The sequence below is a fragment of the Acidovorax sp. ACV02 genome (assembly GCF_014851475.1).
GTDB classification, from domain to species: domain Bacteria; phylum Pseudomonadota; class Gammaproteobacteria; order Burkholderiales; family Burkholderiaceae_C; genus Acidovorax; species Acidovorax delafieldii.
In genome coordinates, this window is record NZ_JACUZU010000006.1 from 169,266 (window position 1) to 182,744 (window position 13,479).

The following is a 13,479-nucleotide window of genomic DNA, read 5'->3' on the forward strand; positions in this document are numbered from 1 at the left end:
CTCAGAACTCCACAAACACGCGTGGCACCTCGTCGGCCGTGCCCAGGCGGAAGCCGCTGTCCCGCTCGCACGCATGGCGCGCAAACTCCAGGTCCGCCGGGTAGCTGGCGTGCACGCGGTACAGCAAGTCCCCCGCCGCCACGGTGTCGCCCAGCTTCTGCATCAGGTCCACCCCGGCGCCCGGCACCTTGGGCGCCCCGGCCAGCCGGGCCACGCGGGCGATCTGGTAGTTGTCGATGCCCGCCACCACGCCGCTGGCGGGCGCCACCACGTCCAGCGTCAGCACACCCAGTGCCGGGTGGTTATGGTCAAACCCCGTGCTGCCCTGAGCGGCGATGATCGCGTTCATGCGCGCCAGCGCCCGGCCGGAGTCAAGGATGTCGCGCGCAATCGCGTAGCCGTCGCCGCCGCGCACATCAGGGTCGCACTCGATCAGGCGTCCGGCCAGGCGCAGCGCCTTCTGCCGCAGGTCGTCAGGCGCGCGCGGGTCGTTCTGCAGCACGCGCATCACATCGCGCGCCTCCAGCACCGGGCCCACGCCGTTGCCCACGGGCTGGCGGCCGTCGGTGATGACCACGTCCAGCGACAGGCCCATGCGCCGCGCCACATATTCAAACAGGCGGCGCAGGCGCTGTGCGTCGGGCATGGAGCGCACCTTGGCCGTGGGACCGATGGGAATGTCAAGCACCAGGTGCGTGGCACCGGCAGCCACTTTTTTGGACAGGATGGACGCCACCATCTGCCCGGCAGAGTCGATGGACAGCGGCCGCTCCACCGAGATCAGCACATCGTCGGCGGGCGACAGGTTGGCCGTGCCGCCCCAGGCCAGGCAGCCCCGGTAGTCGCGCACGATGTCGGCCAGCTGCTCCAGCGGCAGCTCCACCTTGGCCAGCACCTCCATGGTGTCGGCCGTGCCGGCAGGGGATGTGATGGCGCGCGATGACGTCTTGGGGCACAACATGCCGTGCGCCGCCACGATGGGCACGACCAGCATGGTCGTGCGGTTGCCGGGGATGCCGCCAATGCAGTGCTTGTCCACCACCAGCGGTTCGTGCCAGTCCAGGCGCCGGCCACTGGCCACCATGGCATCGGTCAGGAAGAAGACCTCCTCCCGGTCCAGCTCGTTGCGGTGGCAAGCCACCACAAAGGCTGTGAGTTCGATCTTGGAATACCGGTGGTCGGCAATGTCACGCACGATGGCGCCAAAGTCCTCCCGCGTGAGGCGCTCGCTGGCGATCTTGCGGAACAGCGCGCCCATGGACTCGGGTGGCTCTGCCTGGGCCACCGACACGGTATGGCCGTTGTCCACGCCGAGCTGGGCAAACGCGTCTTCCGACAGGCCCAGCTCGTGGCAGCCCACGATGGCAGGGTCGTCCACCACGTTCACCGTGGCCAGGATGCGGCGGCCGTTGGCGCGCACCTCGATCTTGGAAAGCGCCTGGAAGCCCTCGGCCCGGTACACGGCGCAGTCACGGTGCAGGTAGGCGACGTTTTCTCGCCAGGTGTCGATCGCCACACGGCGCAGGGCCAGCTTGGACCGGGCGGGCGTGCTCGCCAGATCGTCGGGCGCGGTGCCCGGATTGACCGAGGCCGCAGGAGGAGCGGAGGGCGTGGCAGGGGAAGAGGTGGTGGGCTCAGCATGCATCGCGCCAGCCTATACCGAAAATACGCGCCCAGCCTGCGGGATCACCCCGGGTCCGCCGGATCGGTCACCCATCTCCGGGCTTGCTTGACCTGCATCAAGCAAAACCGGTCATGGGGCCGCAGCGGGCTGCAAGCGCAGCAACCGTCCCTGCGGGCTGTCGGTCAGCAGGTACAACAAGCCGTCTGGCCCCTGGCGTACGTCGCGGATGCGCTCGCCATTGCCTTGCAACAGCCGCTCCTCCTTTTGCACCTTGCCGCCAGACACTTCCAGCCGGTGCAGGGTGCCGAACTTGAGCGACCCGACGAACAAACTGCCCTGCCACGCCGCGCCGTAGCGCGTGCTGGTCAGAAACGCCATGCCCGAGGGGGCGATGGACGGTGTCCAGTGGTGCAGTGGCTGTTCCATGCCGGAGCGGGCCGTGCCCTCGCCCATCTTTCCGCCGCCGTAGTTCTCGCCGTAGGTGATGACGGGCCAGCCGTAGTTGCGCCCGGGCTGGGGCAGATTGATTTCGTCACCGCCCTGCGGGCCATGTTCGTGCATCCACAGCTTGCCGTCGGGGCCCATCGTGGCGCCCTGGGGGTTGCGGTGGCCGTAGCTCCAGATCTCGGGCAAGGCGCCGGGCTGCTTCACGTAAGGGTTGTCGGGCGGCGCTGCTCCGTCGGGCGTGATGCGGATGACCTTGCCGTGGTGGTTGTCGAGCTTTTGGGCGTCGTCCTTGCGGTGGTAGCGCTCGCCCAGCGCCACAAACAGGTTGCCGTCGCTGGCCTGGGCAATGCGGCAGCCAAAGTGCAGCGCGCTCTCCACCTTGGGCCGCTGGCTGAAGATGACGCGCACCTCCTGAAGGCTGCTGGCGTCGGCCGACAAGGTGGCGCGCGCCACCGCCGTGCTGTTGCCTGCCGCGCCACCCGCTGCGGGCTCGGCAAAACAGAAGTAGATGCTGCGGTTGCGGGCAAAGTCGTTGTCGGTCACCACGTCCAGCAGGCCGCCCTGCCCGCCTGCCGCCACTTGCGGCACTCCCGCCAGCGCAGGCCCCACCTGTCCCGTCGCGCTGACAACGCGGAGGCGCCCCGGCCGCTCGGTCACCAAGAACTGACCGCCCGGCAAAAAGGCCACCGCCCAGGGGTGGACCAGGCCGGTGGCCACCGGCACCAGCGACACCGCCGGCGGCGGCACGGGGACGCCTTGGGCCTGGCTGCCTGCGTGCGCACTGGCTGCTATCAAACATATAGCTACCCGTGCTTTGTTCACTAGCACTACCTGCCGATTTAGAGTCCAACCCATGCTCTCAAGCTCCTTTTGGCCCATGGCCTTGCCACCGACCGCACCTGGGGCGGAGGCAAGCCGGTCTGGCGCGCATCTTGCAAGCGGCTTTTGCCTGTGAAAACACTGCGCCCATCGATTTATCTGAATCAAATCAACAGCTTGCAAAAATGCTTATTTTTGATAAATAACCATACCGTGTTACCCTTCGCCCCCATGTCCAGATGGTTTTGCATCCTCATCCTTGCCTGCGCCACCGCTGCGCATGCGGCGCCCCAGGGCACCAATTCTGACGATATGGACCGCTTGCTCGCGGACAAAGGGCTGTTTACCCGACTCGAAGACGTGAGCCACAAGGTGGCTGACAAGGCCCAGACCGTAGCAGGCCGCGCGGGTGACCTGGTGGTCAACGCCATGGGTTTTTTGGGTGTGCCCTACAAGCGTGGCGGCAATAGTGCCGAGACCGGCTTTGACTGCAGCGGCTTTGTGCGCGCTATCTATGAGCAGACGGTGGGGCTTTTGCTGCCCCGCCGGGCTGATCAGCAGGCAGCCGCCACCCAGGTCATCGACAAGAAAGAGCTGCAACCCGGCGACCTGGTGTTCTTCAACACCATGCGCCGCAACTTCAGCCACGTGGGCATTTATGTGGGGGACGGCAAGTTCATCCACTCGCCCCGCAGCGGCTCGGAGATCCGGGTGGAAGACATGGGCGTCGCCTACTGGGCACGCCGTTTCAACGGCGCGCGCCGTGTGACGCCGGGCGAAGGTGTCGAGAGCGCCCAGGCACCCCAGGCGCAGAAATAAATCGTAAAACGCTCCCGGCTTCCTTCATTGGCGGGCCGTGGTGATCACGGCTTGACCACGTACACCGTCTCGGTGCTGCGGATCGGTCCACCCGTCACATTGACCGGCCCTGCAGACGGATCGCCCCGCAGCAGCGCCTTGGCTGCTGCCATGTCCGACTGATATCGCGCCCGGGCCTCGGACTCACACCGCTTGCGCGCCGCCGTCGGCATGGACCGGCACTCTTCCAGGCTCACCTTGAGCCCGCCCCCCGCTTCACGAATGGCCGACTGGTAGCGCTGCTGCGGCGTGGTGTCAGGCACGGCACCGCGCGCCAGGGATGCCTCGTCGCTTTGCGCCTGGGCGGCAGTGGGAAACGACAACACACCGCCCAAGGCCATGGCGGCCATCAATACGGCGGCCGGGCGAGCCACCAACCGGCTCCATGACGAGCGCTGGGCCCCAGCCGGTGCAACGGAGTATGAAATGAATGGGGTGGATGACATAGTGAACATGGTGGGTACACCTTTCTGTCTTGAGAGAAGTCTGCGGCAGTTGTGGGTACGACAAGCACCCCACCACCCTTTGCGAGCCTCACTGTAGCCCCGGGCGCAACCTGCGCGGCGCCAGCACCGGCCGCGCTACCATGTCGGACACCACCCACAGGGCGTTGCCATGCACCACACCCCCGCGCTGCCCCCCGATGCTGCGACTGCACACGACAAGGGCTATCTCCGGCGCCTGCTGTCAGAGCGCAACCAGAGCCCCACCAGCGGCACCGGGGCGATTGACGCCGCCATTGAACAGGCGTTTGTGCGCAGTGTCGCCATCCTGGTGCAGGACATGTGCGGCTTCTCCCGCATCACCCAGCGCCACGGCATCATTCACTTCCTGGCGATGATCCACCAGATGGAGCAGGCAGCGCGCCCTGCGATCGAAGGCAACGGCGGTGAGGTCATCAAGCAGGAGGCCGATAACCTGTTTGCGGTGTTCGCCACGCCCGAGCAAGCCCTGGAGGCCGCGCTGGACACCCTGCGCGCCCTGGGCGCCATGAACACCGTGCTGCCGCCTGAGCGGACGCTGAACGTGAGCGCAGGCATTGGCTTTGGGCCCACCCTGGTGATTGCACGCGAGGACCTGTTTGGCCCCGAGATGAACTGCGCCTGCAAGCTGGGCGAAGACATTGCCACAGCCAACGAGATCCTGCTCACTGAGGCGGCCTGGGCCAGCCTGCCGAGCGGGCGCTACGTGTGCTCGCGCACCGACCACCAGATATCGGGCATGGACCTGCATGCGCACCGCTTTGAGCGCTGCCTTTTTGAACGCCCCCTGCATCCGTGGAACTCCACACGGCACAGCACCACCTTGCCTGGGGGACGCTGACAGGGGGCATTGTCCGACAGCGCTTTGACTGCCCCATCTGTAAAGTGACTCTATCGTCTGAACCAACTATCAAGGGGAAAAACATGCTGTCACTTCTGGGGATGTTGCTGATTGGTTTGGTGGTGGGCTTGATTGCCCGTGCCGTCAAACCCGGGGACGACAAACTGGGCTGGATCATGACGGCGCTGCTCGGTGTAGCGGGCTCGTTTCTGGCCAGCTACGTGGGCATGGCCATGGGCTGGTATGCGCAGGGCGACAGCGCTGGCTGGATTGCATCCGTGCTGGGCGCTGTCGCTCTGCTGTTGGTGTACGGCCTGGTCAAGGGCAAGTCCTGAGAGGTCCTGGATCTTGCCCCGCTCGCTGACCTGCTCGCCATCTGCGCTTTGAATCACGCACTTTCGTCCTATCACCCTCCATCACGTTGTCACCCATGCCCACCTCATTGCAAATGGCCGCTGGAGACCCTGAACTGGCCGCGGTTGTACGCCTCGCCCGCAAGCTGCTGCACCGCCGCGCCATGGTGGCGGCAGCGGCCAGCGTGGTCCCGGTGCCGGGGCTGGACTGGGCGGTCGATGCTGCCCTGCTTTCCCGCCTGATTCCACAGATCAATACCGAGTTCGGCCTGTCGGCCGAGCAGATCGACCAGCTGGATCCAAAAAAGCGGGAGCAGGTGCAAAAGGCGGTGGGCCTGGTGGGTTCGGTGCTGATCGGCAAGCTCATCACCCGCGAACTGGTCATCCGTGCCACCCAGACGGTGGGTTTGCGCCTGAGCACCAAGCAGGCTGCCAAGTACGTGCCCCTGGCGGGACAAGCCATCGCGGCCACCCTTGGCTACGCCACCCTGCGCTACCTGGGCGAGCAGCATTTGCGTGACTGCATCCGCGTGGTGCAACAAGCCCAACTGCGGTTGCCGCCGCCCGTGGAGTCCTCAACGGTCAAGCGCTGACCCCAGGACCCAGGTGTACAGACCCAAAAAAAGGGCCCGAGGGCCCTTTCCGCTTTATTGCAGCGTCGCTCAGGCCGCGCATCAGCTGGCCGAGCAGACAAAGCTGCTGGCGTCTTCCACACTGCCCGAGCCCTTGTACTTGGCAAACTGCGGGTAGGAGCACAGCGGACGCGTGCGGTTGGGGAAGTCGGCGTTGGTGGGCAGCGCCTTGGCCGCGATGCTTTGTGGGGCAATCCCCTTCTCTACCCAATCCACCATGGTCTGGATCGAGTCGAAGTTGTCGGTGGCCGGACCGCCCGAGCAGTGGTTCATGCCCGGCACCAGGAAGGTCCGCGCAAAGTTCTGCGTAGCCGCCATGCCGCCGTTGTTAGCGGCCAGACGTTCGTAGTAGTCCACCGTGTCAAACGCCGAGAAGATCGGGTCAGACATGCCGTGAATGAACAGCAGCTTGCCGCCGCGCTGCTTGTAGGCCGCCAGTTTGTCGTCGGCATAGGTGTCGTAGACGGCAGAGTACGCGGCCATGCGTGCGGGGTCGGTATCAAAGTTGAAGGTCAGCGGGTTGAACGAGAGATCGGGCGGTGTGAAGAACTCGTTGACCAGGGCATCCACCATCAGTGTGATGTAGCGTGCGTCGGGCGTGGCCGTGGTCGAGTTACCCAGCGTCCAGGACCGCCAGCCGGGAGCCGCCAGCCCGGCGTCCCACGGTTGGCCGGAGTACAGCGCCTTGCCCGCCGAGTTGCGGGGCCCGGCGAACACGCTCTTGAGCGCACCCACCTGGGCGGACGACAGGCAGCTGTCGGTCTTGCCGCCCGCGCATTGCAGCACGCTGGGGTCAAACGCCTTGCAGGCGTTGACGTTCTGGGCCAGGCCGTCCACCACGCCGTCGGCCGCGTCGCAGCGGGCATTGACCGCATTGGCCACCAGTTTCAGGTCGGTGTTGCTGAAGGCGCGCGACAGGATGCGGTTGCCGCTGGCGTCTTGGGGCGCAATCGCGTTGAACTGGATGGTGTTCCACATGGCGGCCACCGTGGCACCGCTGGACACGCGCATGGCGGGCGCTCCGGCGGTGATGCCGTCAAAGTAGTCCGGGAATCGCTGCGAGAACATCATGCCCTGGCGCCCGCCGCCGGAGCAGCCAGAGAAGTAGGAGTAGTCGGGCTTGCGGCCGTAGCGCGTGCTGATCAGCGACTTGGAGGCCACGGCCGTCTTGTCGTAAGAGTTGTAGGCATGGTCGGTGCGCGCCTGCGGGTCGGCGCCAAAGCTGGCGCTGGTGCCGGTATGGCCCGCATCGGTGGACACCACCGCAAAGCCCTGCCCCAGCGGCGATGGCGTGCCGCCCGAAATGCTGGAGCTGAGCGAGGTGTCGCGCAGGATGCCGTCGTTGCCGCCCCCGCCGATGAACAGAAAGCGTCCGTTCCAGCGGTCGGGCAGGCTCAACTGAAAGCCGATCGCATAGTTCTTGCCATCCACACCCACACGCGGGTTGATGGCCCCCGTGACCACACAGTGCCCGGGCAAAACGTCGCCCGTGGCAGCGCCACCGGGGCGGCGCGTGCCCGGTGGCACATAGCTGGTGGACAAGTTGGTGTTGCTGAGCTGCGCGTTGGTGCTCAATGCGGCGCAAGCGGCGGCCGGGTTGGCGCTCTCCGTCACCAGCACAGCGTTGCCGCCGCCGCAGGCACTGAGCAATAACGGCAGCAGCACGGCGGCGGGCAGCGCAACGCGTTGCGCGATGGGGGTATCCAGCGAAAGGGATGGCATGGTGATCTCCTCGGTAGATCGGTCTTGTGGGGTTGAACCATTGGCGCAGGAACGCACGGCGACGTCCGTCAGGGCGTCGCTGAGGAAGGTGCGCGGATTTTTTGGAAATCGGACGGCGTTGCCGCTATCGCCTGGCGCCGCCCTGCGAGCGGAATGCGTAGCGCCCGGCAATCACTGGGCAGTGCCGACTCAGTCGGCCTTGAAGCCCGTGGCGGCCACGGCCTTGCCCCAGGTCACCGTGTCGGCCGCGATGATGCGTGCGAACTCCTCGCGGTTGGTGCCCGTCACGCGGAAACCAGCCTCTTCCATCTTGGCCTTGCCCTCGGGCGACTGCACGGCCTTGATGATGTCAGCGCTCAGCTTGGCGACGATCTCGGGGGGCGTCTTGGCCGGGGCCACGATGCCAAACCACGAGTTGAACTCAAGGCTGGGGTAGCCCTGCTCCTTGATGGTGGGCACATCGGGCAGTGCGTTGGACCGGGTGCCGCCCGTAGTGCCCAGCGCCACCAGCTTGCCGGCCTTCACGTTGGGCGCAGCCAGGCCCACGCTGGCAAACACGCCCTGCACGTCGCCGCTGAACAGGCCACCCAGCGCGTCGGTGGTGTTCTTGTAGTGCACCGGTTCGGGCTTGAGCTTCACGGCCTCGCCAAACATGAAGGCGCCAAAGTGCCCCGGGGTACCCGCGCCAAAGGTGGCCAGGAACAGGCCCTTTTGCTGCTGGGTCCAGGTCACAAAGTCCTTCACATTGCGCGACGGCACCTTTTGTGGGTTGACGAGCAACGCGAAGTCGGCGGTGACCACCTGGCTCACGGGCGCGAAGTCCTTTTGCGGGTCGTAGGGCAGCTTGTTGTAGCTGCTGGGCGCAATGCTGAGCTGTCCAGTTTCGCCCAGCATCAGCGTGTAGCCATCAGGGGTGGCGCGTGCGGCCTCGGTCGCAGCGATCAGGCCCCCGGCGCCGGGCTTGTTGTCCACGATCACGCCCAGGTTGCCCCAGCCTTCCGACAGCTTCTGCGCCAGCAGCCGCGCCACGATGTCCGGCCCGGTGCCTGCCGGAAAGCCCACGATGATGCGCACCGGCTTGTTGGGGTAACTGGCCGTCTGCGCCAGGGCACCAGTGGCGGGGGCCAGGCCCGCCACCACCGTGGCTGCCAGGCAGACGCTGCGCAGGGCATGCCGACGAGAGAAGTTGCGGGACAGGGTGCGGGTGAGCGTGGAAAAAGAGGTCATGACAAGGTCTCCAGGGTGTTGTTGTGTGCTGTCGGTCATCAAAAAAGTGAAATGCGGGACTGCTGTGCGGCTACATCAGCTCCCAGAACCGCATGGCTACTGCATCGGGAAACCGCGCACCGGTGCCCGTGAACATGCGCTCCCCGATCCATCGCAGTGCGGGAGACGCTGTCTCGAACTGGGGGCTGCAGCGAAAGTAGATCTGCGCCGGGTCCACCACCTCGCCACGCACCAGGCGCGCCATCAGCTCGGGTGGGCCGGACCGCACTGCGCGGTTCTGCACATAGATCAAGTCACCGCCATCCGCCTCCAGCGTGTAGCGCGCGTCCAGCTCGGCCAGGGTGTCGCTCACGATGAGCTGAAAATCCGCCCCGCCGGGCATCACCCGGGCCTGCCAGCCATCGCCCTGGGCCTTACCGCCCAGGATGGGGATGAGCCGACGCAGGCCGTGCACGGTGCGGCCCACCTCCTGGGGCACGCCCACCTCCACGCGCAGGTCGGCAAAAAATCGCAAACGGGGTTCCACAAAGGGCACGGGTTCGGTCATGGGCTCCATCTTTCGGGTGTCTGGCAGGCAAGCGGCCAGGGGCGGCGTGCACCCAGCCTGCTTGCGGGGTTGCACCTAGCGTAAATCCCGTGGCGCTTGACCCCTGTCATCCCTGAAGATGACAACAATGACAAAGCCCACCCGGCATACCCCGCGCAACCCATGAGGCACTGGCTCCCTGCAAGCACCTCGGGCAGCAGCATTGCGCCCACGCCCAACCTCACGGGCTCAGCCCTGGGCGCCATGGTTCACCAGCTGGGCGATGACGGGTTTGCCTGCGGCATGCTGCAGGAGCTGGCACCCGTGCTGCCCGCAGCGTCTTGGTCGGTGTACCGCACCGGGCGCCATTGCAAACCCACCTTGTTCATGTCGGCCAGTTACGGCATTCCCGACACCACGCAGGACTGCTGGTGGGCCTACCTGTCAGGCCCCTACCGCACCGACCGCACCTGGGGCCGCTCGCTGGACGAAGCCGCCCCGGCCGAAGCGCCCACCCAGTTGTGCCACCTGACGGCGCCCGAGGTGGACGCAGAACACCGCGCCCGCGTATACGAGGCCCATGGCGTGGCCGAGCGGGTGTCGGTGGTCGAACACGAGAGCGATGGCTCGGTCTTTGCCGTCAACTTCTACCGCCACCAGCACCAAAAGCCGTTCCAGGACCGGCAGATCAGCGACTTTGAGGGCATGGCCCCGGTGCTGCTGGCGCTGACCCGCAAGCACATCGCCCTGGCCCAGCGCCCCGGGGTGTTGCAACCCGCACTGCAGCCCCCGCCACAGGCCACGGCCCCCGCGCTGTCCCACAGCCTGCCCGCGCTGCGCGAACGCCTGCTGCGCGCTCACGCGGGGCTGACCGAGCGCGAGCTGGACGTGTGCGCCCGCCTGCTGCAAGGCATGACGCAGGAGGGCATTGCCTGCGACCTGGGCCTGAGCCTTCCCACCGTCAAAACCTACCGCAACCGCGCATTCAGCCGCCTGGGCATCCACTTTCGCAACGAGCTGTTTGCACTGGCGCTGGGCACCCAACGCAGCGTCTAGACGAAAAGGCACGCCACGCATGGGCACAATGCCAGCCCATGCCCAGCCTGCCGCAGTCACCCGTTCCACCCACGCCCCCCGCAGGCCGTGCCCATGTGGTTGCGCAATGGGCCCAGGCCCTGCGCAACCGTGCTGACAGCGCCGCCCTGCAGCAGCTGCCCCCGCTGACCGACGCCGAGGCCGCGCAGGTCATGGCCCAGCTGCGGGGCGATGGCAGCCACCCGCCGGGCCACAGCCCGGCGCCCAACACACCCGATGGCGTCGTCCCCGGCCACTTTCGCCCGCGCATCACCCTCATGACGCTGGGCCGGGGCGATGGCCTGCTGGGCATGGCGCCCCAGGGCAAGCTGGGCCCGCGTGGTGACAGCGTGACGCTGGTGCAGATTGACTGGACCTACCGCACCGACGATGGCGCCACCTGGCAGACGCCGGCCCCCACCTCCATCCTCAACGCGCGCCCGGCCCCGGTGCAAGACCTGTTCGACACCGGTGGCCCGGTGGTGCGCATGCAGCGCAACCTAGCGGCTGAAGCCGATGCCGTGGACCGCGTGTGGGACCTGGGCCTGACCCCTGTAGACCCCAAAAGCCTGCAGTGGCGCCACCGCGCAGCCGCCACCACGCTGGGCCCTGTGTGGACGCTGGCGCAGGAGGCGCACTTTGGCGACTTCTGGGCCGACGTGGTTCCCGAGTTGCGAACCGAGGGCTGGAGCGTGGTGGTACACCCCGGCTTTGCGCACGAAAGCGTGCCCGTGTCGCGCTGGAAGCTGGTCATCGCCCCCGACACTGGCGAGCTGCTGGCCAAGGAAGTCGATGGCCCGCTGGGCACACGCCAGCGCCCCGTGCAAAAGCTCATGCTGCCCGAGCGCGAGGGCGCCTGGCTGCTCAGCCTGGGCATCGAGATCGACGGTGAAACGCTGGACCTGGCCCCCATGCTGGCCGACCTGCTGCGCCGCGACGCCCGCTGGCTCAACGCGCGGCAGATGGCCGCCATCGATGACATCGCCATCATTTCGCTGCGTGCGCCCGGCGGCAAGCGCATCGAGGCGCCTGCCGGGCCACTCAAGGCCATCGTGGGCGCCATGGTGGACTTGCTGACCGACCCCACCCGCAAACAGCTGCAGGACGGGGACCCGCTGCGCCTGGGCGCGTGGGAGGCGCGCCGCATCGAGGCCCTGCGTGCCGGGCTCGTGCAGGTGCACCGCGTGGGCACGGTGAACGGCTGGAACAACGACTGGCAGTTGCAAGGCGACGTGGGCTTGGCGCAGCTCGCCAAGCGCCTGCGCTCTATCGGTGCGCCCCAGCCGGTGGCCGCACCGCAGGGCCTGCAGGTGCAGCTGCGCCCCTACCAGCTTGAAGGCCTGGCCTGGCTGCAGTACCTGCGCGCCCAGGGCCTGGGCGGCATCCTGGCCGACGACATGGGCCTGGGCAAAACCGCACAGGCGCTGGCCCATGTGCTGACCGAAAAGGAGGCCGGGCGGCTGAAGCGCCCGGCGCTGGTGGTGCTACCCACCTCCCTGCTCTTCAACTGGCAGGCCGAGGCCGCGCGCATGGCGCCCAGCCTGCGCGTGCTCGCCCTGCATGGCGCCGACCGTGGCAAACGCTACCTGCACATCGCTGACCACGACCTGGTGCTGACCACCTATCCGCTGCTCTGGCGCGATGTGGATGCGCTGGCCGCCGAGCCCTTCCACCTGCTCATCCTGGACGAGGCCCAGATGGTGAAAAACGCCGGCAGCCGCAGCGCCCGCGCCCTGCGCAAGCTGCAGGCGCCGCACCTGCTGTGCCTGACCGGCACGCCGCTGGAAAACCACCTGGGCGAGCTGTGGGCGCAGTTCGACCTTTTGATGCCCGGGTTTCTGGGCGATGTGCGCAGCTTCAACGCCCGCTGGCGCAAGCCCATCGAGGAAAACGGCGAAACCCTGCGCGCCCAGCTGCTGTCACAACGCGTGCGCCCGTTCATCCTGCGCCGCCGCAAACAGGACGTGGCCACCGAACTGCCGCCGCGCACCGAGACCATCCTGCGCGTGCAATTGCAAGGCAAACAGCGTGAGCTGTACGAGGCCGTGCGCACCACCGCCGACAAGCAGGTGCGCCGCGCACTGGAACGGCAGGGCTTTGAGGGTTCACAGATAGCCATCCTCGATGCCCTGCTGAAACTGCGCCAGGTCTGCTGCGATCCACGCCTCGTCAAAGGCACCACGAAAACATCGCACTCGATGGAGCGCGCCAAGCTCGAACTGCTGGCCGACCTGCTACCCGCCCTGGTCGATGAAGGCCGCCGCGTGCTGGTGTTCTCGCAGTTCACCGAAATGCTGGGCCTGGCAGCCGAGCTGCTCGACACCCTGGCCCTGCCCTACCTCACCCTCACCGGCCAGACGCCACCCCGCCAGCGCGGCGCGGTGGTGCGGCAGTTCCAGGCGCAGGGCGATGCAAGCGCCGCCATCCTGCTGGTGAGCCTCAAGACCGGTGGTCTGGGCCTGAACCTCACGGCCGCCGACACCGTGATCCACCTGGACCCCTGGTGGAACCCCGCCGTGGAAGAACAGGCCACCGCGCGCGCCCACCGCATCGGGCAGGACCAGCCGGTGTTTGTCTACAAGCTGGTGGTGGAAGGCAGCATCGAAGAGCGCATGCTGGAGCTGCAGGCTCGCAAGGGCGCGCTGGCCCAGGGCGTGCTGGGGCACGATGCCGAAGGCGCAGTCAAGTTCAGCGAGGCCGACCTGCACGCGCTGCTGGCCCCCTTGACCGAACCGGCCAACAACCCGCTGGGCATACCCGGCGAAGACGCGCTGCGCTGGGGTGGCACGGGCAAACGGCGGCCCCGGCCGCTGCAGCCACCTGAAACCTGAGTTTTGGGCGTTTTTACCTTGTAGCGCTAGTAAATCATGCGCC

General features: G+C 67.0%; 12 protein-coding genes. 6 read left to right on the plus strand and 6 right to left on the minus strand.

Annotation, left to right across the window (positions count from 1 at the left end; genetic code table 11):
• Window position 1 precedes the first annotated feature (1 nt).
• Together IB236_RS15610 and IB236_RS15615 are read right to left on the minus strand one after the other, a co-directional pair.
• Entirely contained in the window at window positions 2–1,531 is a 1,530-nt protein-coding gene (locus tag IB236_RS15610) for a thymidine phosphorylase family protein (protein ID WP_192421508.1), read from the minus strand.
• Between the two features lie 222 nt (window positions 1,532–1,753).
• Window positions 1,754–2,926, minus strand: coding sequence for a PQQ-dependent sugar dehydrogenase (locus tag IB236_RS15615; protein ID WP_225581182.1), 1,173 nt, complete (start codon window positions 2,924–2,926; stop codon window positions 1,754–1,756).
• 195 nt (window positions 2,927–3,121) lie between these two features.
• Between IB236_RS15615 and IB236_RS15620 the strand changes: the two genes are divergently transcribed.
• On the plus strand, window positions 3,122–3,709 hold the full coding sequence (locus IB236_RS15620; RefSeq protein ID WP_056062930.1) for a C40 family peptidase: 588 nt from the start codon (window positions 3,122–3,124) through the stop codon (window positions 3,707–3,709).
• A 44-nt stretch (window positions 3,710–3,753) separates the two neighbouring features.
• Here the strand turns inward: IB236_RS15620 and IB236_RS15625 are convergent, their stop codons facing one another.
• Window positions 3,754–4,203, minus strand: a complete 450-nt coding sequence (locus IB236_RS15625; protein WP_225581183.1) for a hypothetical protein — start codon at window positions 4,201–4,203, stop codon at window positions 3,754–3,756.
• A gap of 160 nt (window positions 4,204–4,363) precedes the next feature.
• On the opposite strand from IB236_RS15625, the gene IB236_RS15630 reads away from it, so the two are divergent.
• From IB236_RS15630 to IB236_RS15640, 3 genes are all read left to right on the plus strand, one after another.
• Window positions 4,364–5,071, plus strand: a complete 708-nt coding sequence (locus IB236_RS15630) for an adenylate/guanylate cyclase domain-containing protein (RefSeq protein WP_192421399.1) — start codon at window positions 4,364–4,366, stop codon at window positions 5,069–5,071.
• 83 nt (window positions 5,072–5,154) lie between these two features.
• Window positions 5,155–5,406, plus strand: a complete 252-nt coding sequence (locus IB236_RS15635; RefSeq protein WP_192421400.1) for a GlsB/YeaQ/YmgE family stress response membrane protein — start codon at window positions 5,155–5,157, stop codon at window positions 5,404–5,406.
• Between the two features lie 95 nt (window positions 5,407–5,501).
• The gene (locus IB236_RS15640) at window positions 5,502–6,017 is read left to right on the plus strand and encodes a hypothetical protein (RefSeq protein ID WP_192421401.1); all 516 of its coding nucleotides are present in this window, start codon (window positions 5,502–5,504) and stop codon (window positions 6,015–6,017) included.
• 81 nt (window positions 6,018–6,098) lie between these two features.
• Here IB236_RS15640 and IB236_RS15645 read toward each other — a convergent pair whose 3' ends face one another.
• The 3 genes from IB236_RS15645 to IB236_RS15655 all read right to left on the minus strand — a co-directional run bounded on the left by IB236_RS15645 (window position 6,099) and on the right by IB236_RS15655 (window position 9,552).
• Complete coding sequence (locus IB236_RS15645; protein WP_192421402.1) at window positions 6,099–7,778, minus strand: DUF6351 family protein; 1,680 nt, start codon at window positions 7,776–7,778, stop codon at window positions 6,099–6,101.
• A 189-nt stretch (window positions 7,779–7,967) separates the two neighbouring features.
• Window positions 7,968–9,005, minus strand: coding sequence for a tripartite tricarboxylate transporter substrate binding protein (locus IB236_RS15650; protein WP_192421403.1), 1,038 nt, complete (start codon window positions 9,003–9,005; stop codon window positions 7,968–7,970).
• Window positions 9,006–9,075: 70 nt separating this feature from the next.
• On the minus strand, window positions 9,076–9,552 hold the full coding sequence (locus tag IB236_RS15655; protein ID WP_056062938.1) for a DUF3237 domain-containing protein: 477 nt from the start codon (window positions 9,550–9,552) through the stop codon (window positions 9,076–9,078).
• Window positions 9,553–9,714: 162 nt separating this feature from the next.
• Between IB236_RS15655 and IB236_RS15660 the strand changes: the two genes are divergently transcribed.
• Entirely contained in the window at window positions 9,715–10,587 is an 873-nt protein-coding gene (locus IB236_RS15660) for a LuxR family transcriptional regulator (protein ID WP_192421404.1), read from the plus strand.
• Window positions 10,588–10,625: 38 nt separating this feature from the next.
• Window positions 10,626–13,436 carry a DEAD/DEAH box helicase gene (locus tag IB236_RS15665; RefSeq protein ID WP_192421405.1) on the plus strand — a complete coding sequence of 937 codons (2,811 nt, stop codon included), beginning with the start codon at window positions 10,626–10,628 and terminating at the stop codon, window positions 13,434–13,436.
• Window positions 13,437–13,479: the final 43 nt, after the last annotated feature.

Bases quoted from the DNA above. Each gene is read 5' to 3' on its own strand.
- IB236_RS15615 (WP_225581182.1), bottom strand. From the start codon at position 2,926: ATGGGTTGGACTCTAAATCGGCAGGTAGTGCTAGTGAACAAAGCACGG.
- IB236_RS15620 (WP_056062930.1), top strand. From the start codon at position 3,122: ATGTCCAGATGGTTTTGCATCCTCATCCTTGCCTGCGCCACCGCTGCG.
- IB236_RS15625 (WP_225581183.1), bottom strand. From the start codon at position 4,203: ATGTTCACTATGTCATCCACCCCATTCATTTCATACTCCGTTGCACCG.
- IB236_RS15630 (WP_192421399.1), top strand. From the start codon at position 4,364: ATGCACCACACCCCCGCGCTGCCCCCCGATGCTGCGACTGCACACGAC.
- IB236_RS15635 (WP_192421400.1), top strand. From the start codon at position 5,155: ATGCTGTCACTTCTGGGGATGTTGCTGATTGGTTTGGTGGTGGGCTTG.
- IB236_RS15640 (WP_192421401.1), top strand. From the start codon at position 5,502: ATGCCCACCTCATTGCAAATGGCCGCTGGAGACCCTGAACTGGCCGCG.
- IB236_RS15645 (WP_192421402.1), bottom strand. From the start codon at position 7,778: ATGCCATCCCTTTCGCTGGATACCCCCATCGCGCAACGCGTTGCGCTG.
- IB236_RS15650 (WP_192421403.1), bottom strand. From the start codon at position 9,005: ATGACCTCTTTTTCCACGCTCACCCGCACCCTGTCCCGCAACTTCTCT.
- IB236_RS15655 (WP_056062938.1), bottom strand. From the start codon at position 9,552: ATGACCGAACCCGTGCCCTTTGTGGAACCCCGTTTGCGATTTTTTGCC.
- IB236_RS15660 (WP_192421404.1), top strand. From the start codon at position 9,715: ATGAGGCACTGGCTCCCTGCAAGCACCTCGGGCAGCAGCATTGCGCCC.
- IB236_RS15665 (WP_192421405.1), top strand. From the start codon at position 10,626: ATGCCCAGCCTGCCGCAGTCACCCGTTCCACCCACGCCCCCCGCAGGC.